This window comes from Stenotrophomonas sp. 2619, assembly GCF_040548725.1.
In the GTDB taxonomy this organism is placed as follows: domain Bacteria; phylum Pseudomonadota; class Gammaproteobacteria; order Xanthomonadales; family Xanthomonadaceae; genus Stenotrophomonas; species Stenotrophomonas maltophilia_AP.
On record NZ_JBEPSF010000006.1, the window covers coordinates 107,805 to 127,339 of the forward strand.

A 19,535-nucleotide genomic window follows, 5' to 3' on the forward strand; every position below is an offset into this window, starting at 1 on the left:
CTCCTTCCGTTGGAGTCTGGCCATGTACCCACGTTTCCGGCCGTTGCTGCGCCTGTTCGCCCTGCTGGCCTGGCTGCCCAGCGCCCCGCTGCTTGCCCAATCGTTTGTCGATCTGGTGGATTTCCCGCGCAAGGAGGCCAACTGGGACCGCTTCTATTCCCTGGAAGCCCATCTGGCGAACCGCTTTGACGCGGTCTGTGCCGATACCCTCTGCGAAGGCGACTACAGCAACCTGCGCGCACTGCAGCTGCGCTGCTCGGTCAACGCAACCAGCGGACAGGTGCACGCCTGCAATTGGCTGTTCATTGCCAGCGAACTGCAGGTGGCGCCGGACACGGGCGTGGTGCTGGTGGACAACCGACGCTGGGACTGTCCCTTGCCGCTGGGCACAGGGGTGGGGGTGGAGGCCTTCCATGCGTCGCTGGAACGCGCCGACGCGCTCGATGTCGTGCTGCCCGGTGCGGCGATGTCCATCGGCGAGGCGGTGGGCGGCTGCCTCCAGCAGACCCGGCAGCCGGAGCGCGCGGCGTCGGCGCCCCGTTACGTGGACGCGCGGGATTATCCCGGCCAGGGGCAGGGTGGCGCGCGTTTCCGTGCGCTGGAACAGGCGCTGGTACGCGGTTTCGATGACGTCTGCGGCGACACCTTCTGCGAGGGCGAGTACTACAACCTGCAGGCCATGCGCCTGCGCTGTTCGGTGCACGCGGCCAGCGGCCGGGTGGGGGAGTGCCGGTGGACATTCGCCGGCAGCAATATGGATGTGGACGCCCATACCGGTCAGGTCGCGGTGGATGCCCGCGACTGGGCCTGCCGGCTGCCGCTGGCGTCTTACACCCCCTTGTCGCGGCTGCTGGATACGCTTCAGGGGCCTCAGGCCATCGACACCATGCTGCCGGGCACCACCACCACCGTGTACGACGGGTTGACCACCTGCCTTTGAGCTGCGGGCGCGATCGCGGCAGGTGCCACGCCGGGCGGGTAGCCTGTGCGGATGGATGCCCTCATCACGGCTGCCGCTCGCGCCCTTGCCTCCGGTGATGTGCTGGCCGCGCTTGACTGCGTTGCGCTGCGCGAGGACCCGCCGGCGCTGGCGCTGCGGGGCATTGCCATGGCCCAGCTTGGCCAGCTGGATACCGCGCGGCACCTGCTGCGGCGGGCCGGTCGCGCGTTCGGGCCGCACGAGACGATGGCGCGGGCGCGCTGCACGGTCGCCGAGGCCGAGGTGGCGCTGGCGATGCGCGAGCTGGCGGGGCCATCGCAGCCCCTGCAGGAGGTGGCGGCGCTGCTGGATGCGTGGGGCGACGGTGCCAATGCGCTGCAGGCCTGGCTGATCCTGGCCCGGCGCGGGCTGCTGCTGGGCCGCCTGCGTGATGCCGAACATGGCCTGGCCCAGCTCGCCGGCCGGTCGATGCCGCCGTCGTTGGCCGCGATGGCCGAGTTGACCGCTGCGGCGTTGGCGTTGCGGGCGCTGCATGTCGCACCGGCGCGTGCCGCCCTGGCCCGCGCGCAGGCGGCGGCCGAACACGCGGGTATCCCCGCGCTGCGGCGGGAGGTGGATGAGGCGCGCGCCGCGCTGGACCGGCCGGCCGCCCGCTGCCTCCAGTCCGGCAAGGCGCGCAGTCTGCGCATCGACGACGTTCCCGCGCTGCTCGGGTCCGGCGCGCTGGTGGTGGACGCGTGCCGGCGGGGCGTCCGCACCGGCACGCAATGGCAGTGTCTGGCGCGGCGTCCGGTGTTGTTCGCCTTGCTGTGCGCACTGGCCGAGGCGTGGCCGGGTGGCGTCAACCGCGATGTGCTGATTGAACGGGTCTTCGGTATTGCCCACCCCGACGACTCGCTGCGCGTGCGGTTGCGGGTGGAGCTGGGTCGGTTGCGCGCGCTGGTCGCGGCGCAGGCGCGGATTGACGCCACCCCGGAAGGATTCCGCCTCCAGCCCTACCACGCGCAGACGGTCGCCGTGCTGCTGCCGCCGTTCGATGGCGAGCAGGCGGCGTTGGTCGCGCTGCTGGCCGACGGTGCCGCCTGGTCCACCTCGTCGCTGGCGCTGGCCGTGGGCGCCAGCCAGCGCAGCGTGCAACGTGCGCTGGTCGAGCTGCAGGCCGCAGGCCAGGTGCACACCCGCGGACGTGGCCGTGCGCAGCGCTGGCGGTCGGTGCCGCTGGCCGGTTTCACGACGATCTTGTTACTCCCTGCCGCGCTGCCGGTTGGCTAGTGTTGCGGGCAGGCACCGCCATTCCACGGGCCAGGAGACTGCAACGATGAACACGGACACCTTGGGTACCGCTGCCCCCGTAGAGGCCGCCGAACTGGTGCGCGAATACGGCCCGTTCGCCGGCTCGGACTGCGTCAACGGCGTCAGCTTCGACGGGCACCACGTATGGGCGGCCACCGGCGCCGCGCTGGTGGCGTTCGACCCGGACAGCGGCGAGGAGGTGCGCACCCTGGCACTGCCGTGCGACGCCGGTACCGCCTTCGATGGCACCCACCTGTACCAGATCGCCGGCACGCGCATCGACCGGATCGACCCGCGCAGCGGTCAGGTGCTGGCTTCGATCCCCGCGCCGGGCGGCGGCACCGACTCCGGCATGGCCTGGGCCGAAGGCAGTTTGTGGGTGGGGCAGTACCGGCAGCGCCGCATCCACCAGGTCGACCCGGCCACCGGCAGCATCCTGCGCACGATCGAGTCGGACCGCTTCGTGACCGGCGTGACCTGGGTGGACGGCGAGCTCTGGCACGGAACCGACGAGGCGGGGCAGAGCGACATCCGCCGCATCGACCCGGCCAGCGGCGCGGTGCAGCATCGCTTGCAGATGCCGGATGGACGCAGTGTCAGCGGCCTGGAGTCCGACGGCGCCGGACTGTTCTACTGCGGCGCCGGCCATGGCCGGGTGTGCGCGGTGAAGCGTCCGGCGCCCGCACAAACGTGACTCATTCGCATTTGCGGGGTAGCATGGCGCGCCTTCCGCCCCGGCCCCTGCGTCTGTCGCATGACCCCCAACGCCTCCGCCCTCACCGAGATGCTGATCCGCGAACGCCCGGCGCTGCTGCGCTTGGTGCAGCGCATCCTGGGCAACGATGGCGGCGCCGAGGACGTGATCCAGGCGATCTGGTTCAAGGCGCGCGGGGTGGACAGCGGCCAGGCCATCGACAACCCGCGGGCCTATCTGTACCGGCTGGCCACCAACCTGGCCACCGACCACGGGCGTGAACGCACCCGCCGCGCGCGCCTGCTCGCAGAGCACTACCTGTGGGGACCGGACGAAGTGCTGTCGACCGAAGAACAGGCGATGGCCCAGGACGAACTGCAGCGCGTGCTCGCCGCCGCCGCGCACCTGCCCGAGCCCACCCGCACCATCTTCCGGCTCAACCGCCTGCAGGGAATGACCCAGGCCGATGTGGCCAAGCGCCTCAAGGTGTCGGTGACGACCGTGGAGAACCACGTGCGCGCCGCCCTGCAGCGCCTGGCCTGGGCCCGCAACGGGCGCTGATGGCGCCCGCGCGCGTCATGGCCTTGGGGAACCGCACCCGCCATTCGTCTTGATCATACTGGGGCGGTGTCGCGTGCCCCCGCTTCCGTCCCTTGCGGGTGTCATCGCCCGATCGCGCCAACCCGCCAGCCATGAGCCCGCCGCACATCGATCCGCTTCCGCCACCCTCCACATCGTCCGATCCCGTCGCCGTGCAGGCGCAGGCGTGGATTGCGTGGCTGGCCTCCGGCACGGTGGATGACATCGGCATACAGGCCTTCGAGCGGTGGCTGGCCGCGCCGGGCCACCGGCGCGTGTTCGAACGCGAACGCCAGCTCTGGCGCAGTCTGGGGCCACGACCGCAGTCCACCGTCGTTCCCGCGCGCCGGCGTGCGCGGGCCCGCCGCTGGTCGCTGGCCGCTGCGGCGGTGCTGGCGCTGGCCTGGGTGGCACCGGATGCGTGGCTGCGGCTGCAATCGGACCACCGCACCGGTCACGGCATCGCCGAGGTTGCGCTGCCTGACGGCAGCCGCGCCGTGCTGGATGCCGAGTCGGCCATCGCCGTGCAGTTCGACGGCCAGGTGCGCCGCATCGCGCTGTTGCGCGGTCGTGCCTGGTTCCAGGTGGCGCCCGGCCAGCCGCAGCGGTTTGAAGTGCGCGCGCAGGGCGGGGTGGTCGAGGACATTTCCACCGCGTTTGCGGTCTCCAGCGACGCCACCGGCGTGCAGGCCGACGTGGAACAGGGCCAGGTGCGGGTGGCGGCCAGCGACGGCGGCGGCTGGACCTGGCTGCAGGCCGGGCAGCGCGCCGCATTCGCGCCCGGTGGCCGCGTGCAGCGGCTGGCCGACGAGGCGCCCGACCGGATCGCGGCATGGCGGCAGGGCGAACTGCTGCTGGATGAAGTGGGTGTTGCCGATGCGGTCCAGCGCATCGGGCGCTATCGGCGTGGCCCCACCTTCGTCCGCGGCGACCTGACGCAGCTGCCGGCGGTCAACGCGGCGTTCCGCATCGACCGGCCCGAGCAGGCATTGGACGCACTCGCCGGTAGTGCCGGGCTGCGCGTCACGCGCCTGCCGATGGGCGTGGCGATCGTGCAGGTCGACGCCCGCAAGTAGCGGCGCGCGCTGCCAAACCGAATTGGTCTTGGGGTTGTCGCCGCCCCAGTCGTCTCACCCCCCGAACGTACCCGCCGCCGCCACGTACTTCGCAGCGCCCGCACACCGTATGCGGGGACGTCGCTTCTGCGATATCGCCTTCTCGACAGGTTCCATCATGCGCATCACCTCCTCCCCGGGCCGTTCGCCGCGTCCGTCCCGTCTCTGCATCGCCTTGTTGGCCGCCGGCCTGGTGGCCGCGCCTGCATTCCCGGCGATGGCCCAGGCCAGCACGTCCGGCGCTGCCGCCGTGCATCGCTTCGATATTCCCGCCCAGCCGCTGGCCGACGCACTGCGTACCTACATGCGCCAGTCCGGCGTGCAGGTGGCCTGGCCGGCCGCGCTCACCGAGGGCGTGCGCTCCAGCGCGGTCAGCGGCGAACTCGACGCGCAGCGGGCACTGCAGCAGCTGCTGCGTGGCAGTGGTCTGGTGATGCGCAGCGTCGGGTCCGATGCGGTGACCCTGGAACCGGCCGCCACCGCCAGCCGCGAGGACGGCGTGATCGTCACCGACGCGCTGCGGGTGGCCGGTGAGCAGTCCGGCGACGGCGACAGCGATGCCGCACGTGCACTGGATGTGTACCGCACCGCCGGCTCCAGCGTGTACGTGCCGCGCGCCACGATCGAACGCTTCCGCGGCACCTCCGCGGCCGACATCGTCAAGGGCGTGGTCGGCGTCACCGCCGGCGACCCGCGTACCGCCAACGCGCTGGACCTCAACATCCGCGGCATCCAGGGCCAGAGCCGCATCCCGGTCATCATCGACGGCGGCCAGTCCAGCATGGACACCTACCGGGGCTACGCCGGCCAGTCGCAGCGCACCTACCTGGACCCGGACCTGATCTCCAGCCTCACCGTGACCAAGGGCCCCAGCCTCGGCGCCAACGCGTCCGGCGGCATCGGCGGCGTGGTCGAGATGGAGACGTTGAAGATCGGCGACGTGCTGCGCGAGGGCCAGGACGTCGGCCTGCGCGTGCGCAGCGGCGTGTCCAACGGCAGCGCGCGCGATGTGCCGGCCTATGGCGCCGCCCCGCGCAGCAACCGCAACAGCCTGGGCGGGCAGTTCTTCAACATCGCCGGTGGCAAGCACTGGGATGCGTTCGACCTGGTGGCCGCCTACGCCTGGCGTGACACCGGCAACTACTACGGCGGCAAGCACGGCTACGACGACTTCCCGCAGACCCGGCGCACGCTGGCCCCGTTGAACCCGCCCAACACCGAAGTGTTCAACACCTCGTCCAAGTCCAACTCGGTGCTGTTGAAGGGCACCTGGCGCATCGACGACACCCAGACCCTGGAAGCGGGCTACCGCCATTACAGCGGTCGCCAGGGCGAGATCATGGCCTCGCAGATCATCCGCGTGGACCGTGACCGCGTGCCGCAGTGGGAGCCGGGCAGCGTGGACATGGATGCCTACAACCTGCGCTATCGCTTCAACCCGGGCAACGACCGCGTCGACCTCAAGGCCAACCTCTGGTACACCGACGCCGACAGCCTGATGTACAACGGCCTGACCGGCATCACCCCGTGGTACTTCGATCGCCGCACCGAGTGGTATGACGGCCCGAGCTTCAATACCGACCCGGGTTACAAGGACGCCTACCGCAACAGCATGCAGCAGCAGCGGCTCGGCTTCGACGTGTCCAACACGACCCACCTGGTCACCGATGCCGCCGGGGTATTCACCTTCGACTACGGCCTGTCCTTCAGCGACGAGGACGTCGGGCCCGGCAAGAATGCACCGATCAAGCACGACGATCTGATCAACAACCGTTTCCTGCGCAACGCCGACCGCAAGGAATACAGTGCGGTGGCCTCGATGAAGTGGCAGCCCGACGACCATTGGGAAGTGCTGCTGGGCGGGCGCTTCAACCGCGTCAGCGTGCACGACCGCAACCGCCTGGCCACGCCGGACGGCGAGGAAGTGATTGGTCAGTACCGCTACACCCAGCTGCTGGACGGCAACCCGGCGCTGCCGGCCTGGCGTGCCAAGCGCATCGCCATGCTCAACTGGTACCCCGATGCGAACGGCCAGTTCACCGAAGCGTCGCTGCTGGCCTCGCCGTACAAGAAGGGCACCGTGGCCGACATCACCGGCTGGAACTTCCACGACATGAGTGAGGTCGAGGATCTGATCGTGCCGACCAGCTGGACCTGGTCGCAGCCGATCCGCCGCACCGATCATGCGTTCATGCCCACCGCCAGCGTCACCTACCACTTCAACGACGACAGCATGGTCTACGTGAAGTACGCCGAAGGCGTGAAGCTGCCGAGCCTGTTTGAAAGCACGCTGGGCCTGTTCACCGCCGCCAAGCCGATCGGTGGCGAGCTCAAGCCCGAGCGCGCCGGTACCTGGGAAATCGGTGCCAGCACGGTCCGGCAGGGGCTGTTCACCGACGGCGATACGGCCGCCTTCAAGCTCGCGTACTTCAACACCCGCATCGATGACCTGATCACCCGCGACTACCGCACGCTGTCGGCCGGCTACATCCGCAACATCGACCGCTTCAAGGTGTCGGGCATGGAATTCCAATCCAGCTACGATGCCGGCAAGGTGTTCGCCGACCTGTCGGCGCACTATTACTTCGAGGCCAAGACCTGTGCGCCGGACATCGCCGCCGAGCGCCGTGCCTACGGCGTGCAGCGCAGGATCGAGGAACTGGCCAACACCCCCGACTGCGTCGATGGCGGCTTTGAAGGCTCCTACAGCAACACGCAGAATCCGCCGCGCTACACCGTCAACCTGACCCTGGGCTCACGCCTGTTCGATGAGCGGCTCAGCGTCGGCACCCGGGTGATCCATAACGCCGGTCCGATCAGCAAGCTGGACAAGGAATGGAACGTCGGCCTGTCGGCGATCCAGCAGCTGTACCGCCCGGCCACCGTGGTAGACCTGTTCGCCAGCTGGCAGGCCAGCGAGCAGTTCGCGGTGGACCTCAACGTCGACAACCTCACCGACCGCTATTACCTGGATCCCCTGGCGCTCGGCGTGATGCCGGCACCGGGCCGGATCGTGCGACTGGCGCTGACCTGGCGCTACTGAGGGTGAAGTGATGTACCCCACGGGGCCGGCAACTGCCGGCCCCGTGTTCGTTTCAGGCGCCGGTCTGCTGCGCGACCGCGTCGGCATGCAGGGCCTCGCCCAGCTCATCAACGATGATGGCCCAGTCCGCATCGGACTTGAGCTGCTCGGCCAGGAACTGGCGCTGGCCATCATTCCAGAACGGCGCCTCCACCAGGGCCACCTCGGCGGGCAGCTGGTGGTCGACGATGAAGCGTGCGATCGCTTCGTCGCTGGCATCCAGGCCCAGCTGCAGGAACAGGTTGGTCATGCGCGGTTCGGTGGTGATCATCATGGCGGGGTCCTCCTCAAGAATGTGCCGCCATTATCGGTGCAGGCGCGTGAGGCCGGCATCGCCGGATCGGGTAGGGCAGCCGGCTGTACAACCAGGCTTGGGGTTGCCGCCGCGGCAGACGTCTCACTCGGGAAACCTGCGCACGGCCTGCTCCCGGGCGTGCGCGGGCTGCATCCCCCATTGCCAGCACGAGCGCCATGACCGTCATCGATACCCTTGAAGCCACCCGCAGCCAGCGCCTGAAGGCCGCCACCCGCGACAGCCACGGCGCGCTGGACAAGCGCATCATGGCCGGCGACATCTTCGCCAGCCGCGGCCAGTTCGCGCGTTTCCTGCGCGTGCAGTACCGCTTCCATCGCGATATCGACGCGCTCTACGCCAATGCCGCGCTCGACGCCCTGCTGCCGGATCTGGAGGCACGCCGCCGGCTGCCGTTGATCGCCCGCGACCTGGCCGACCTCGAACAGATCCTGCCGGCCCCGGTGCCGATGCGGCTGGACCCGGACCTGGCGCTGCCGACCGCGCTGGGCTGGCTGTACGTGGCCGAAGGCTCCAACCTGGGCGGCACCATCCTGTACAAGATGGCCGCCAGGCTGGGGCTGGACGCCGGGTTCGGTGCACGCCACCTGGCCGCACATCCCGACGGCGCCGCGCGTCATTGGCGCGAGTTCACCGCCGCGCTCGACGGGGTGGTGCTGGACGATGCGCAGGAACAGCAGGTCATCGATGCCGCCGATGCGGCGTTCCGCAGCGTGCACGGCCACGTTGAACTCGAGTTCGACGCGCGCTGATGCGCTGGCTGTGGTTCGGCCTGGGCTGGGGGATGGTGGCGCTGGGCGTGATCGGCGCGCTGCTGCCGGTGATGCCCACCACCATCTTCCTGATCCTGGCGGTGGGCTGCTTTGCACGCAGCTCGCCACGCTTTGAACGCAGGCTGCTCGACCATCCGCGTTACGGCCCGGCCTTGCGCCTGTGGCGCGAGCAGGGCGCGGTGAGCCGCAAGGGCAAGGCCTTTGCGGCCGGCGGCATGGCGTTCGGCTTCGTCATGTTCTGCTGGGGCGCGCATCCGTCGTGGCGGCTGTTGCTGGGCGTGGGCGCGTTCTTCATTGCCAGCGCGGCCTACGTGCTGTCGCGGCCATCGCCGCGCCTGCCGCCCACACCCGAGTGAGCCTGCGCCTTGTTCCGGCGCGCGTTGCAGCGCCCCTGCGCCTCCTTTCCTGATGAGCCTGACCATGACTGTGTTGCTTCCCTTCGCCATTGCCGCCCCCGCACCCGCACTGACGCCGTGGGGCATGTACCTGGCCGCCGACGTGGTGGTCAAAACGGTGATGATCGGCCTGGCTGTCGCGTCGGTGGCCACCTGGACGGTGCTGCTCGCCAAGGGCTGGGAACTGGCGCGCGAACGCCGCCACCTGCTGCAGGCGCGCGCGCTGCTGCTGGACAGCGTGCAACTGCCCGATCCACAGCTCGACCCGCGCCTGCAGCAAGAACCGGTGCGCCTGTTGCTGGAGGCGGCGCGTACCGAGCTGCGGCTGTCGCCGCACGGGGGCGACCCGGCGGGGGTGAAGGAGCGCGTCGGCTCGCGCCTGGAGCGCATTGAACTGGCCTGTGCGCGGCAGGCGAGGCGCGGCATCGGCGTGCTCGCCAGCATCGGTGCGATCGCGCCGTTCGTGGGCCTGTTCGGCACCGTGTGGGGGATCATGAACAGCTTCGTCGGGATCGCCCAGTCCAACACCACCAACCTGGCGGTGGTGGCGCCCGGCATCGCCGAAGCGTTGTTGGCCACCGCGCTGGGGCTGGTAGCCGCCATTCCCGCCGTGGTGATCTACAACCACTTCACCCGGGTGCTGGCCGGCCTGCGCGCGCTGCTGGGCGATCTTTCGGCGGCCGTGCAGCAACTGGTGTCGCGCGACCTGGACCGCGCCGCAGTGCACGCCGGCCCGGTGCTGGCACGCGCGGCGCACTGAGGCTTACGCATGGCACTCCGTACCGCACGCCACGACGACGACGCGCTGGAAGAAGCCCACGCGATCAACGTCACCCCTTTCATCGATGTGATGCTGGTGCTGCTGATCATCTTCATGGTCGCCGCGCCGCTGGCCACCGTGGACACCGCCGTGGACCTGCCGGCCAGCAGCGCGCGCCCGCAACCGCGCGAGGGCGAGCCGGTGTTCCTGACCGTGCAGGCCGACCTGTCGCTGCGGGTGAACGATGCCGCCGTTGCCGCTGACGCGTTGTCGGCGGCATTGCAGCGGCTGACCGGCGGCGACCGTGAGCAGCGCATCTATCTGCGCGCCGACCGCCAGGTGGCCTACGGCGACCTGATGCAGACCATGAACGCGCTGCGCGCGGCCGGCTACCTCAAGGTGGCCCTGGTCGGGCTGGAACAGCCCGCACCATGAGCGGAGGGAGTGCAGGGCACGCACGCTGGGCCGGCAGCCTGGGCATCGTGTTGGCCACCTACGCCATCGGCATCGGGGCCGTGCTGTGGTGGATAGGATGCGCGCCACCCGCACCGGCCAGCGCACCGCCGGAAGCGCTGAGGGTGGAACTGGCCGCGGTTGCCGAAGCGCCGCCGGTGCCGCCCACCGATATCGCGCAGGGGCCCTCGCAACAGGAACAACACCGCCCCAAACCGGAGCCGCAGCCGCTGCGCGCGCCGGTGCTGCCCCCGCAACCGCACCCGGACGGCGAGGAGGTCGCGCAACGCACGCCGCCGCCCCCCGAGCAGACGCCGTCGGACCAACACAACGTGGACCAGACCCTGGCGCCGCCGGACGTGCAGGCCAAGGCCACGCAACGGTACGCGGCGCCGCAGACGATGGCTGGCCAGCGCAGCGACGCGCAGGTCACCTGGCAGGGGCTGCTGCTGGGCCATCTGGAGCAGCACCGGCGCTATCCCCGCGGGGCCGAGCGCCTGCGCCAACAGGGCGTGGCCTATGTGCGCTTTGCGGTGGACCGGCAGGGCAATGCGAGCAACATCCGCATCGGCCAGAGCAGTGGGCATCCGCTGCTGGATGCCGAAACGCTGGACACCGTGCGACGCGGCAGCCCGGTGCCGGCGCCGCCGCCGGAGATCGGCGGCGACCCGGTAGAGGTGATGGTGCCGGTGGCGTTCTTCATCCGCCGGCGCTGACCCCGGCAACGCCCGGCCATGGGCCGGGCGACGGTGTGCCTACAGCAGCGGCACCAGCAACAGCGCGACGATGTTGATGATCTTGATCAACGGATTGATCGCGGGCCCTGCGGTGTCCTTGTACGGATCGCCCACGGTGTCGCCGGTGACGGCGGCCTTGTGCGCCTCGCTGCCCTTGCCGCCGAAGTGGCCATCCTCGATGTACTTCTTGGCGTTGTCCCAGGCCCCACCGCCGGTGGTCATCGAGATCGCCACGAACAGGCCGGTGACGATGGTGCCGATCAGCAACCCGCCCAGCGCGCGCGGCCCCAGCAGCAGGCCCACCACCACCGGCACGGCCACCGGCAACAGCGAGGGCACGATCATTTCGCGGATCGCCGAGCGGGTCAGCATGTCCACCGCGCGGTCGTACTGCGGCTTGCCGGTGCCTTCCATGATGCCGGGGATCTCGCGGAACTGGCGGCGCACTTCCTTCACCACCGCACCGGCCGCGCGGCCCACCGCTTCCATCGCCATCGCACCGAACAGGTAGGGGATCAGGCCGCCGATCAGCAGGCCGATGATCACCGTGTGGTCGGACAGGTCGAAGGCGAACGTCTGGCCCGGATTGGCCGCCTGCAGGTTGTGCGTGTAATCGGCGAACAGCACCAGCGCGGCCAGCGCCGCCGAGCCGATCGCATAGCCCTTGGTGACGGCCTTGGTGGTGTTGCCCACCGCGTCCAGCGGGTCGGTGATGTCGCGGATGCTGGAGGGCAGTTCGGCCATCTCGGCAATGCCGCCGGCGTTGTCGGTGATCGGGCCGTAGGCATCCAGCGCCACGATCATGCCGGCCATCGACAGCATCGCGGTGGCCGCGATGGCGATGCCGTACAGGCCGCCGAAGTAGTGTGCCAACCAGATCGCCACGCACACCGCGATCACCGGCAGCGCGGTCGACTTCATCGACACCCCGAGCCCGGCGATGATGTTGGTGCCATGCCCGGTGGTGGAGGCCTGCGCCACGTGCTGTACCGGCTTGTACTGGGTGCCGGTGTAGTACTCGGTGATCCACACGATCAGCCCGGTCAGCACCAGCCCGATCAACGCGCAGAAGTAGAGGTTCAGCGCGCCGTGGCTGTTGTCGGGCATCAGCTGCAGGGTGATCGGGTAAAACGCGATCGCTGCCAGCACCGCCGACACGATCACGCCCTTGTACAGCGCGCCCATGATCGAGCCGCCGGGCTTCACCTTGACGAACAGCGCGCCGATGATCGAGGCGATGATCGACACGCCGCCGAGCACCAGCGGATACAGGATCGCGTTGCGCCCGGCTTCGGCGATCATCAGGCTGCCCAGCAGCATGGTGGCGATCACCGTCACCGCGTAAGTCTCGAACAGGTCGGCGGCCATGCCGGCGCAGTCGCCGACGTTGTCGCCCACGTTGTCGGCGATCACCGCCGGGTTGCGCGGGTCATCCTCGGGGATACCGGCCTCCACCTTGCCCACCAGGTCCGCGCCGACGTCGGCGCCCTTGGTGAAAATGCCGCCGCCCAGTCGCGCGAAGATCGAAATCAGCGAGGAGCCAAACGCCAGCCCGACCAGCGCATGCAGTGCCTGCGCGGTGTCCAGCCCCATCCGCAGCAGCAGCGCGTAGTACCCGGCCACGCCCAGCAGGCCGAGCCCGACCACCAGCATGCCGGTGATGGCACCGCCGCGGAACGCCACGTCCATGGCGGCACTGAGGCCGTTGCGGGCCGCTTCGGCGGTGCGCACGTTGGCGCGCACCGACACGTTCATGCCGATGTAGCCGGCGGCGCCGGACAGCACCGCGCCGATCGCAAAGCCGATCGCGGTGTACCAGCTGAGGAAGAAACCAACCAGCACGAACAGCACCACGCCGGCGATGCCGATGGTGAGGTATTGACGGTTGAGATAGGCGCGCGCGCCTTCCTGGATGGCGGCGGCGATTTCCTGCATGCGGGCATTGCCAGCCGGTTGCCGGAGGATCCAGCGTGCCGACACGATGCCGTAGAGAATCGCGAGAATGGCGCAGAACAGCGCCAGAGAAAGCCCATAACGTTCCAGCATGTCCCCTCCCGGGTGATGGAATGGCATCCAGACGAACGGATGAACCTCTCCACGCGGGGGCACAACGGGCTGCAACCTTGGACCAACCCGTTCAGACCGTGCCCGGTCTTCAAGCGTGTGGCGGTGTTCAGCAATCCCTGGTGCCCCGAGTATGCGGGCAACACCCGCATACGGGTAGTGCCGGCCGCTGGCCGGCAACCACACACGCCCCTCCGCATCCGCGATCTGCCGGCCGCTGGCCGGCAACCACGCATGCCCCTCCGCATCCGCGATCTGCCGGGTACGCGACATCGCGTGCGCGCTGTCGCCCCATGGTTTGCTGCGCAAACCACGGGTCCCTCCTATCTGCCTCCAATCCCCCGCCGCTTCGCGGCTGCCCCCTGACTCAAGGGGCAGGCGTCCCGTCGTCTGGATCCCGCCAGGCGTTGAAGGGACGCCTTGCCACGCCGTTCAGCCACCCGCTGGCAGCCTCGGCCCATCCCCAGCCTCCGGAGTTCCGCCATGTCCACCCGTCACCTGCTCTGGCTGGCCCTGCTGCCCGCCGTGGCCGCCAGTGCCGCTGAAACCCCCGAGCTGAAACGCGCCGTTGGTGCGCCGCAGGCGGTGGGCGCGGCCCATACGCTGCGCCAGATCCCCGAGGCCTGTGCACGGCTGGAGGGCATGTTCACCGCCGATGCCGCACAGCCCTATAAATTCGCCGTGGTGCGCACCAGCGAGCAGTGCCAGCCGCGCGCCCGCTTCGTCGATTTCGACAAGGCCCAGCCCAGCGAAGCCAAAGGCTGGAAGCTCAACGACGTGATCCGGGTGCCGAACGCCGCGTGCCCGGCGCAGCAGGCGGTGGTGCGCGTGTGGCGCATGCCGGTGGCGCAGAAGGCCGAACTGGATGGCCAGGGCCAGTCGCGCATCTACCTGGAAGAGGCCAAGAAGCAGGCGGCCGCCGGCAAGATCGCACAGATCCCGATGTTCGCCGCGCAGCTGAAAGTGGACGGCACCGCCTGCCGCTGAGGCCCACGAAAAAGCCCGGACGGCAGGGCCGGTTCGGGCTTGGGTATCACGCGACGCTGGCCGGGCTCAGTTGCCCTTGCAGTCCTTCAGCCACAGCACGCGGCCGATCTGGTCGTAATGGTCGACCACGCCGACCAGGGTGACCTTTTCCTTCGGGCGCAACGCCAGCGCGAAGGCGGCCTGGCTCGGCGCGAAGGCGCAGGTGATGGCCACGCTTTCGAAGTCGATGCCACCGGAGCCGTTGGGCAGCTCGAAGCCGGTGTTGTAGGTGCCACCGCTCTTGAGCACGCCGTTGACCCGGCCGGTGATCGAATAGATCTTGCCCTTGTAGCGCGGTTCGATCGCGGCGGGGTTGTCCTTGTTCTGCGTGCGCAGCTGGAACCCGAAATCGCTGGCCGAAATGTTCACCGTGGAGGCCTTCGGCGTGGACGCGGCGAGCTGCTCGCCAGCCTTGCCCGGCTTTACCTGGGTCAGCATCTTGCACATCTCGGCGCGGATCGAATCGGCCTTGGCAAAGGCGCCGGGGTTGAGCTTGACCGTCATCGCCACGGTGCCGGTGCGGCCCTCGCTGGTGGCGCTGATGATGATCGGAATCGTCTTGTGCATCGCCGTCTGCGGATCTTCGATCAGCATCGCGCCGTTTTCCACGTCCGAGCTCAAGACGTCCATGTTGTTGCCCTTGGCAATCACGTTCATCTGGCCGATCGCGCTCTTGACGGTCAGCTCAGGCACGGTCACCGAGGCGGTATAGGTGGTGCCGGACAGGGGGTTGCCCTTCTTCTGGAAGCTGCTTTCGCAGGTATCGGCAAAGGCGGGCGCCGCTGCGGTGAGCAGCAGCAGGGAAACCAGGGTGTGGCGCTTCATCGGTACGGTCCTTGTCATCGCACGCAGGTGCGGAATGGGTTGCGGGTGCAGAAGCCCGCATGTCCTGCCGGCTCGGCGCGATTGTAGGGGGCACCCCGGCGCGCCGCAATTGCCGGCGGGCGGCACGCCCAGGAGCGCGCCGCCCGCCGGAGGGGCTCAGCCTTCCTGCCAGGCCGGCAGCTTCTTCTTCACGCCCACGTTCTTGAGCGTCACATACTTCGGCAGCCCATCGGCACCGTAGGGCAGGGGCGCCTCGCCCTTGATCAGCGGTGACAGGTAGGCGCGGGCCTTGGCCGTGATGCCGAAGCCGTCCTTGCGGATGAAGCCGGCCGGCATTTTCTTCTCGTGGTTGGCCACCTTGTGCAGGGGCGCGGCCTCGATCTTCCAGCGGTAGGGCGCGTCGCTGCTGCGCACGATCACCGGCATCACCGCGTTGTGGCCCTTCAAGGCGAACTGCACCGCCGCCTTGCCCACCGCCTGGGCCTGCTCCCAGTCGGTCTTGGAGGCGATGTGGCGCGCCGAGCGCTGCAGGTAGTCGGGCAGGGTCCAGTGCACCTTGTAGCCCAGCGTGTCCTTGACCCGGGCGGCCAGTTGCGAGGCCACGCCGCCCAGCTGGGTATGCCCGAACGAATCCTTGCCGCCGCCGGCATCGGCAACGAACGTACCGTCCGCAGTCTGGATGCCTTCGGAGGCGACCACCACGCAATGGCCCACGCGCTCGACCACCTGCTTGACCTTGGCCAGGAAGGCGGCCTCGTCGTAGGCGCGTTCGGGCAGCAGGATGATGTGCGGGGCATCGTCGGGGCCTTGCCCGGCCAGGCCAGCCGCCGCCGCCAGCCAGCCGGCATGGCGGCCCATGGCCTCATAGACGAACACCTTGGTCGAGGTTTCCGCCATGGCCGCCACGTCCAGCGCCGCCTCACGCACCGACACCGCGGTGTACTTGGCCGCCGAGCCGAAGCCCGGGCAGGTGTCGGTGACCGCCAGGTCGTTGTCGATGGTCTTGGGCACGCCGATGCAGGTGAGGTCGTAATCGAAGGCCTTGGCCAGCTGGGAGACCTTCCAGGCGGTGTCGGCCGAGTCGTTGCCGCCGTTGTAGAGGAACCAGCGCACGTCGTGGGCGCGCAGGACCTCCAGCAGGCGTTCGTACTTGCCCCGGTCGGCCTCGAGCGACTTGAGCTTGTACCGGCAGGAGCCGAAGGCCCCGCCCGGGGTGTGGGCCAGTGCGGCGATGGCCGCCGCCGACTCCTTCGTGGTGTCGATCAGCTCCTCGCGGAGCGCGCCAAGAATGCCGTTGCGCGCGGCCAAGACCTTGATTCCCTTGGCCCGGGCGGTGCTGATCACCGCCGAGGCGGTGGCATTGATCACGGCGGTGACGCCGCCTGACTGGGCGTAGAGCAGGGTACCTTTGGACATCATTTCACCTGGGGGTGGGGGAAGGACATTGCAGAGACATTACCGGTATGGGGTAAAGTGCGCGTATTGCGGTGCAGCGTGATTGTGGACAATCCCGGGGCGCGCGCCCTTCCATTTTTTTACCAAGTTGGAGTCAGGTTGATGCGATTGGTTCTGTTGGGACCGCCCGGTTCGGGCAAGGGGACACAGGCGACGCGCCTGAAGGAACACCTGTCGATTGCGCACATTTCCACCGGCGACCTGCTGCGTGCCGAAGTGGCCGCAGGCACCGAGCTGGGCAAGCAGGCCAAGGCTGTCATGGACGCCGGCAACCTGGTGTCCGACGACATCCTGCTGGGCATGCTCGAGTCGCGCCTGGGCCAGGCCGACGTGGCCAACGGCTTCATCCTTGATGGTTACCCGCGCAACGTGGCCCAGGCCAACGCGCTGGACACCCTGCTGGTGAAGATCGGCCAGCCGCTGGATGCGGTGGTGCAGCTGGACGTGCCGACCGAACTGCTGGTCGAGCGCATCGCCGGCCGCGCCGCCGAACAGGGCCGCGCCGACGACAACCCCGAATCGGTGCGCCAGCGTCTGCAGGTTTACAACGACCAGACCGCTCCGGTGGTCGATTTCTACGCCGGCCGCGGCACCCTGGCGCGCGTGGATGGCGTGGGTGAACTGGACGACGTGGAAGCGCGCATCCGCGCGGCGATCCACGGCTGAGCCGGTGGCGCTGCTTCGGCAGCGCGTGCCGAGCCTGTAAACACACACGCCTGGCCCCAAGGGGCCAGGCGTGCGGTTTAAGGTGCCAGCGGACGGGCTTGCTCAGAGCCCCGCAGCATGAGCTCCCCTGGGGATGGCCTCTTGGGGAGTAGGACCAATGGGGTGCTGCGGCTGGCCACCTGAATTGTGTCCGTCTTCACAGTGCATCGCTATCGGGGATTCCCCGACACGCCGAGTATTCTTCCTACACGCTTCCGGGGAATTGTCTGACGACAATATCCACAGTCGCAGGTGATCGGTCACAATCCACCGCATGAGCAAGATTCATATCCTTGGTATCGCCGGCACCTTCATGGGCGGCGTGGCCGCGCTGGCGCGGGAACTGGGCCATGCGGTGCATGGCAGCGATCAGGCGATCTATCCGCCGATGTCGACCCAGCTGGAACAGCTGGGCATCGCACTCGATCCGGGCTACCGGGCCAACAGTGTTGCCGCCGACTGCGATGAGGTGATCGTCGGCAATGCGCTGTCGCGCGGCAATCCGGCGGTGGAAGCGGTGCTCGATGCCGGCCAGCGCTACATTTCCGGTGCGCAGTGGTTGTCCGAACAGGTCCTGCCCGGGCGTGACACGCTGGCCGTGGCCGGTACCCACGGCAAGACCACCACCACCACCATCCTGACCTGGCTGCTGCAGGCGGCCGGGCGCGAGCCGGGCTTCCTGATCGGCGGCGTGGCCGAAGACTTCGGCGTGTCGGCGCGCCTGGGCAGCGGGCGCGAGTTCGTGGTCGAGGCCGACGAGTACGACACGGCCTTCTTCGACAAGCGCAGCAAGTTCGTGCACTACCGGCCGCTGGTGGCCATCCTCAACAACCTGGAATACGACCACGCCGACATCTTCCCGGACGTGGCCGCGATCCAGCGCCAGTTCCACCACCTGGTGCGCACCGTGCCCGCGCGCGGCCGCTTGATCGTCAATGGTGAGGATGCCTACCTGGCGCAGGTGCTGGCGATGGGCTGCTGGACCCCGGTGGAGCGCTTCGGCTTCGATCCGTCGCTGGAATGGCATGCCGAACTGGTCAACGCCGACGGCAGCGCGTTCGTGGTGCATCACCGCGGTGTGCGCGTAGGCGAGGTGCGCTGGCCCCTGCTGGGTCGCCACAACGTGCTCAACGGCCTGGCCGCGCTGGCCGCCGCGCACGCGGTCGGGGTGGAACTGACGTCGGTGATCCCGGCGCTGGCCAACTTCCGCAGCGTCAAACGCCGCCTGGAAGTGATCGGGCAGGCGCATGACATCACTGTCTACGACGATTTCGCCCACCACCCCACCGCCATCCACACCACGCTGGAAGGGCTGCGTGCCAAGGTTGGTGCTGCACGCATCGTGGTGGCGATGGAACCGCGCAGCAACTCGATGCGGCTGGGCGCGCATGCCGAAGCGCTGGCGCCCTCGCTGGACCTGGCCGATGCGGTGGTGTTCCTGCACCGCCCGGAGCTGGCCTGGGATGCGGCCGGCGTGATCGCTGCGGTGCGTGGGCAGGCCCACGCCGTGCCCGATACCGACGCGTTGCTGGCCCGCCTGGGCGAGATCGCAGCGTCCGGCGACCATGTCGTGTTCATGTCCAACGGCGGTTTCGACGGCGCCCCGCGGCGCTTCCTGGCGCAGCTGCAGCAGGGATGAGGCGGGCGCGCCCCAGGCCATGACCGAGACCGCTTCGCTGCCGTTGTTCCCGCTGCACGTGGTGCTGTTGCCTGGCGCCGCGCTGGGCCTGCGGGTGTTTGAACGCCGCTACCTGGACATGCTGCGCGAGTGCAGCCGGCAGGACACGAGTTTCGGCGTCTGCCTGATCCTGGATGGCGATGAAGTGGGGTCGCCGGCGGTGCCGGCCGCCTACGGCGTGGAAGCGCGCGTCGAGGATTTCGACGTGGGCGCCGACGGCGTGCTGGTATTGCGCCTGCGTGGCCAGCGTCGTTTCCATGTGTTGCGCACGCGTATCCGCGACAACGGGCTGGTGCTGGCCGACGTGGAATGGGCCACCCCCGACCACGACGACGAACTGCGTCCGGAACACGCGCTGCTGGCTACCGTGCTGGAGCACATCATCGAACAGGCCGGCGCGGCCTTCGCCCCGACCCATCCGGCCCAGCTGGAGCAGGCTGCCTGGGTAGGCTGGCGGCTGGCCGAACTGCTGCCGCTCGACGAACCGCAGCGCCTGCAGCTGCTCCAGCAGGACGACCCCCACCAGCGCCTGCAGCACCTGCTGGCCTGGATCCCCGACCTGACACCCCCCGCGTAGAGCGGGGCTCTGCCCCGCTGCTCAAGACGCCACGCCGCGTCTGCCGCGCTACACCACGCCGCGTAGAGCGG

19 protein-coding genes are annotated in these 19,535 nt (G+C 69.1%); 15 read left to right on the forward strand and 4 right to left on the reverse strand.

The window, feature by feature from the left end:
* The first annotated feature begins 22 nt into the window (after window positions 1–22).
* The 6 genes from ABIA71_RS07950 to ABIA71_RS07975 all read left to right on the forward strand — a co-directional run bounded on the left by ABIA71_RS07950 (window position 23) and on the right by ABIA71_RS07975 (window position 7,664).
* Window positions 23–940 (forward strand): hypothetical protein, encoded by a 918-nt coding sequence (locus tag ABIA71_RS07950; protein ID WP_354284551.1) that lies wholly within the window; start codon window positions 23–25, stop codon window positions 938–940.
* Window positions 941–991: 51 nt separating this feature from the next.
* Window positions 992–2,212 (forward strand): helix-turn-helix domain-containing protein, encoded by a 1,221-nt coding sequence (locus ABIA71_RS07955; protein ID WP_354284553.1) that lies wholly within the window; start codon window positions 992–994, stop codon window positions 2,210–2,212.
* A 46-nt stretch (window positions 2,213–2,258) separates the two neighbouring features.
* Window positions 2,259–2,927, forward strand: a complete 669-nt coding sequence (locus ABIA71_RS07960; protein ID WP_354284555.1) for a Vgb family protein — start codon at window positions 2,259–2,261, stop codon at window positions 2,925–2,927.
* Between the two features lie 60 nt (window positions 2,928–2,987).
* Window positions 2,988–3,488, forward strand: coding sequence for an RNA polymerase sigma factor (locus ABIA71_RS07965; protein WP_354284557.1), 501 nt, complete (start codon window positions 2,988–2,990; stop codon window positions 3,486–3,488).
* 131 nt (window positions 3,489–3,619) lie between these two features.
* A complete protein-coding gene (locus tag ABIA71_RS07970; protein ID WP_354284559.1) occupies window positions 3,620–4,582 on the forward strand; it encodes a FecR family protein in 963 nt (320 codons plus the stop codon).
* Window positions 4,583–4,739: 157 nt separating this feature from the next.
* A complete protein-coding gene (locus ABIA71_RS07975; protein WP_354284561.1) occupies window positions 4,740–7,664 on the forward strand; it encodes a TonB-dependent receptor in 2,925 nt (974 codons plus the stop codon).
* Window positions 7,665–7,716: 52 nt separating this feature from the next.
* Here the strand turns inward: ABIA71_RS07975 and ABIA71_RS07980 are convergent, their stop codons facing one another.
* Window positions 7,717–7,974, reverse strand: coding sequence for a DUF2789 domain-containing protein (locus ABIA71_RS07980; protein ID WP_128097658.1), 258 nt, complete (start codon window positions 7,972–7,974; stop codon window positions 7,717–7,719).
* A gap of 200 nt (window positions 7,975–8,174) precedes the next feature.
* Between ABIA71_RS07980 and ABIA71_RS07985 the strand changes: the two genes are divergently transcribed.
* Genes ABIA71_RS07985 through ABIA71_RS08005 form a run of 5 tightly spaced genes read left to right on the forward strand, consistent with a single transcriptional unit; the run spans window position 8,175 to window position 11,113 of the window.
* Window positions 8,175–8,768: a biliverdin-producing heme oxygenase gene (locus ABIA71_RS07985; protein WP_354284563.1), complete on the forward strand. Its 594-nt coding sequence runs from the start codon at window positions 8,175–8,177 to the stop codon at window positions 8,766–8,768.
* The gene (locus ABIA71_RS07990) at window positions 8,768–9,145 is read left to right on the forward strand and encodes a YbaN family protein (RefSeq protein WP_354284565.1); all 378 of its coding nucleotides are present in this window, start codon (window positions 8,768–8,770) and stop codon (window positions 9,143–9,145) included. Before ABIA71_RS07985 ends, ABIA71_RS07990 begins: the two co-directional genes overlap by 1 nt.
* A gap of 52 nt (window positions 9,146–9,197) precedes the next feature.
* Complete coding sequence (gene exbB, locus ABIA71_RS07995; protein ID WP_502961215.1) at window positions 9,198–9,944, forward strand: tonB-system energizer ExbB; 747 nt, start codon at window positions 9,198–9,200, stop codon at window positions 9,942–9,944.
* Between the two features lie 9 nt (window positions 9,945–9,953).
* The gene (gene exbD / locus ABIA71_RS08000) at window positions 9,954–10,379 is read left to right on the forward strand and encodes a TonB system transport protein ExbD (RefSeq protein ID WP_354284569.1); all 426 of its coding nucleotides are present in this window, start codon (window positions 9,954–9,956) and stop codon (window positions 10,377–10,379) included.
* Window positions 10,376–11,113 (forward strand): energy transducer TonB, encoded by a 738-nt coding sequence (locus tag ABIA71_RS08005; protein WP_354284571.1) that lies wholly within the window; start codon window positions 10,376–10,378, stop codon window positions 11,111–11,113. The genes exbD and ABIA71_RS08005 overlap by 4 nt, the downstream gene beginning before the upstream one ends.
* Before the next feature lie 39 nt (window positions 11,114–11,152).
* On the opposite strand, the gene ABIA71_RS08010 is transcribed toward ABIA71_RS08005, so the two are convergent.
* Window positions 11,153–13,180 (reverse strand): sodium-translocating pyrophosphatase, encoded by a 2,028-nt coding sequence (locus ABIA71_RS08010; RefSeq protein ID WP_354284573.1) that lies wholly within the window; start codon window positions 13,178–13,180, stop codon window positions 11,153–11,155.
* Between the two features lie 501 nt (window positions 13,181–13,681).
* Here ABIA71_RS08010 and ABIA71_RS08015 point away from each other — a divergent pair.
* Window positions 13,682–14,185 carry a hypothetical protein gene (locus ABIA71_RS08015; RefSeq protein WP_354284575.1) on the forward strand — a complete coding sequence of 168 codons (504 nt, stop codon included), beginning with the start codon at window positions 13,682–13,684 and terminating at the stop codon, window positions 14,183–14,185.
* Between the two features lie 66 nt (window positions 14,186–14,251).
* Here ABIA71_RS08015 and ABIA71_RS08020 read toward each other — a convergent pair whose 3' ends face one another.
* A complete protein-coding gene (locus ABIA71_RS08020) occupies window positions 14,252–15,049 on the reverse strand; it encodes a hypothetical protein (RefSeq protein WP_354284577.1) in 798 nt (265 codons plus the stop codon).
* 156 nt (window positions 15,050–15,205) lie between these two features.
* Window positions 15,206–16,465: a 6-phosphofructokinase gene (locus ABIA71_RS08025; RefSeq protein ID WP_354284579.1), complete on the reverse strand. Its 1,260-nt coding sequence runs from the start codon at window positions 16,463–16,465 to the stop codon at window positions 15,206–15,208.
* A gap of 141 nt (window positions 16,466–16,606) precedes the next feature.
* Here ABIA71_RS08025 and ABIA71_RS08030 point away from each other — a divergent pair, with 141 nt between their 5' ends.
* From ABIA71_RS08030 to ABIA71_RS08040, 3 genes are all read left to right on the forward strand, one after another.
* Window positions 16,607–17,170: an adenylate kinase gene (locus tag ABIA71_RS08030; RefSeq protein ID WP_038686440.1), complete on the forward strand. Its 564-nt coding sequence runs from the start codon at window positions 16,607–16,609 to the stop codon at window positions 17,168–17,170.
* Window positions 17,171–17,483: 313 nt separating this feature from the next.
* Window positions 17,484–18,848 (forward strand): UDP-N-acetylmuramate:L-alanyl-gamma-D-glutamyl-meso-diaminopimelate ligase, encoded by a 1,365-nt coding sequence (gene mpl, locus ABIA71_RS08035; RefSeq protein ID WP_354284581.1) that lies wholly within the window; start codon window positions 17,484–17,486, stop codon window positions 18,846–18,848.
* Between the two features lie 19 nt (window positions 18,849–18,867).
* Complete coding sequence (locus tag ABIA71_RS08040; protein ID WP_354284583.1) at window positions 18,868–19,464, forward strand: LON peptidase substrate-binding domain-containing protein; 597 nt, start codon at window positions 18,868–18,870, stop codon at window positions 19,462–19,464.
* The last annotated feature ends 71 nt before the right edge of the window (window positions 19,465–19,535 follow it).

Bases quoted from the DNA above. Each gene is read 5' to 3' on its own strand.
- mpl (WP_354284581.1), top strand. From the start codon at position 17,484: ATGAGCAAGATTCATATCCTTGGTATCGCCGGCACCTTCATGGGCGGC.
- ABIA71_RS07960 (WP_354284555.1), top strand. From the start codon at position 2,259: ATGAACACGGACACCTTGGGTACCGCTGCCCCCGTAGAGGCCGCCGAA.
- exbD (WP_354284569.1), top strand. From the start codon at position 9,954: ATGGCACTCCGTACCGCACGCCACGACGACGACGCGCTGGAAGAAGCC.
- ABIA71_RS07975 (WP_354284561.1), top strand. From the start codon at position 4,740: ATGCGCATCACCTCCTCCCCGGGCCGTTCGCCGCGTCCGTCCCGTCTC.
- ABIA71_RS07985 (WP_354284563.1), top strand. From the start codon at position 8,175: ATGACCGTCATCGATACCCTTGAAGCCACCCGCAGCCAGCGCCTGAAG.
- ABIA71_RS08040 (WP_354284583.1), top strand. From the start codon at position 18,868: ATGACCGAGACCGCTTCGCTGCCGTTGTTCCCGCTGCACGTGGTGCTG.
- ABIA71_RS07950 (WP_354284551.1), top strand. From the start codon at position 23: ATGTACCCACGTTTCCGGCCGTTGCTGCGCCTGTTCGCCCTGCTGGCC.
- exbB (WP_502961215.1), top strand. From the start codon at position 9,198: ATGAGCCTGACCATGACTGTGTTGCTTCCCTTCGCCATTGCCGCCCCC.
- ABIA71_RS08030 (WP_038686440.1), top strand. From the start codon at position 16,607: ATGCGATTGGTTCTGTTGGGACCGCCCGGTTCGGGCAAGGGGACACAG.
- ABIA71_RS07990 (WP_354284565.1), top strand. From the start codon at position 8,768: ATGCGCTGGCTGTGGTTCGGCCTGGGCTGGGGGATGGTGGCGCTGGGC.
- ABIA71_RS07970 (WP_354284559.1), top strand. From the start codon at position 3,620: ATGAGCCCGCCGCACATCGATCCGCTTCCGCCACCCTCCACATCGTCC.
- ABIA71_RS08015 (WP_354284575.1), top strand. From the start codon at position 13,682: ATGTCCACCCGTCACCTGCTCTGGCTGGCCCTGCTGCCCGCCGTGGCC.
- ABIA71_RS08010 (WP_354284573.1), bottom strand. From the start codon at position 13,180: ATGCTGGAACGTTATGGGCTTTCTCTGGCGCTGTTCTGCGCCATTCTC.
- ABIA71_RS08025 (WP_354284579.1), bottom strand. From the start codon at position 16,465: ATGTCCAAAGGTACCCTGCTCTACGCCCAGTCAGGCGGCGTCACCGCC.
- ABIA71_RS08020 (WP_354284577.1), bottom strand. From the start codon at position 15,049: ATGAAGCGCCACACCCTGGTTTCCCTGCTGCTGCTCACCGCAGCGGCG.
- ABIA71_RS07965 (WP_354284557.1), top strand. From the start codon at position 2,988: ATGACCCCCAACGCCTCCGCCCTCACCGAGATGCTGATCCGCGAACGC.
- ABIA71_RS08005 (WP_354284571.1), top strand. From the start codon at position 10,376: ATGAGCGGAGGGAGTGCAGGGCACGCACGCTGGGCCGGCAGCCTGGGC.
- ABIA71_RS07980 (WP_128097658.1), bottom strand. From the start codon at position 7,974: ATGATCACCACCGAACCGCGCATGACCAACCTGTTCCTGCAGCTGGGC.
- ABIA71_RS07955 (WP_354284553.1), top strand. From the start codon at position 992: ATGGATGCCCTCATCACGGCTGCCGCTCGCGCCCTTGCCTCCGGTGAT.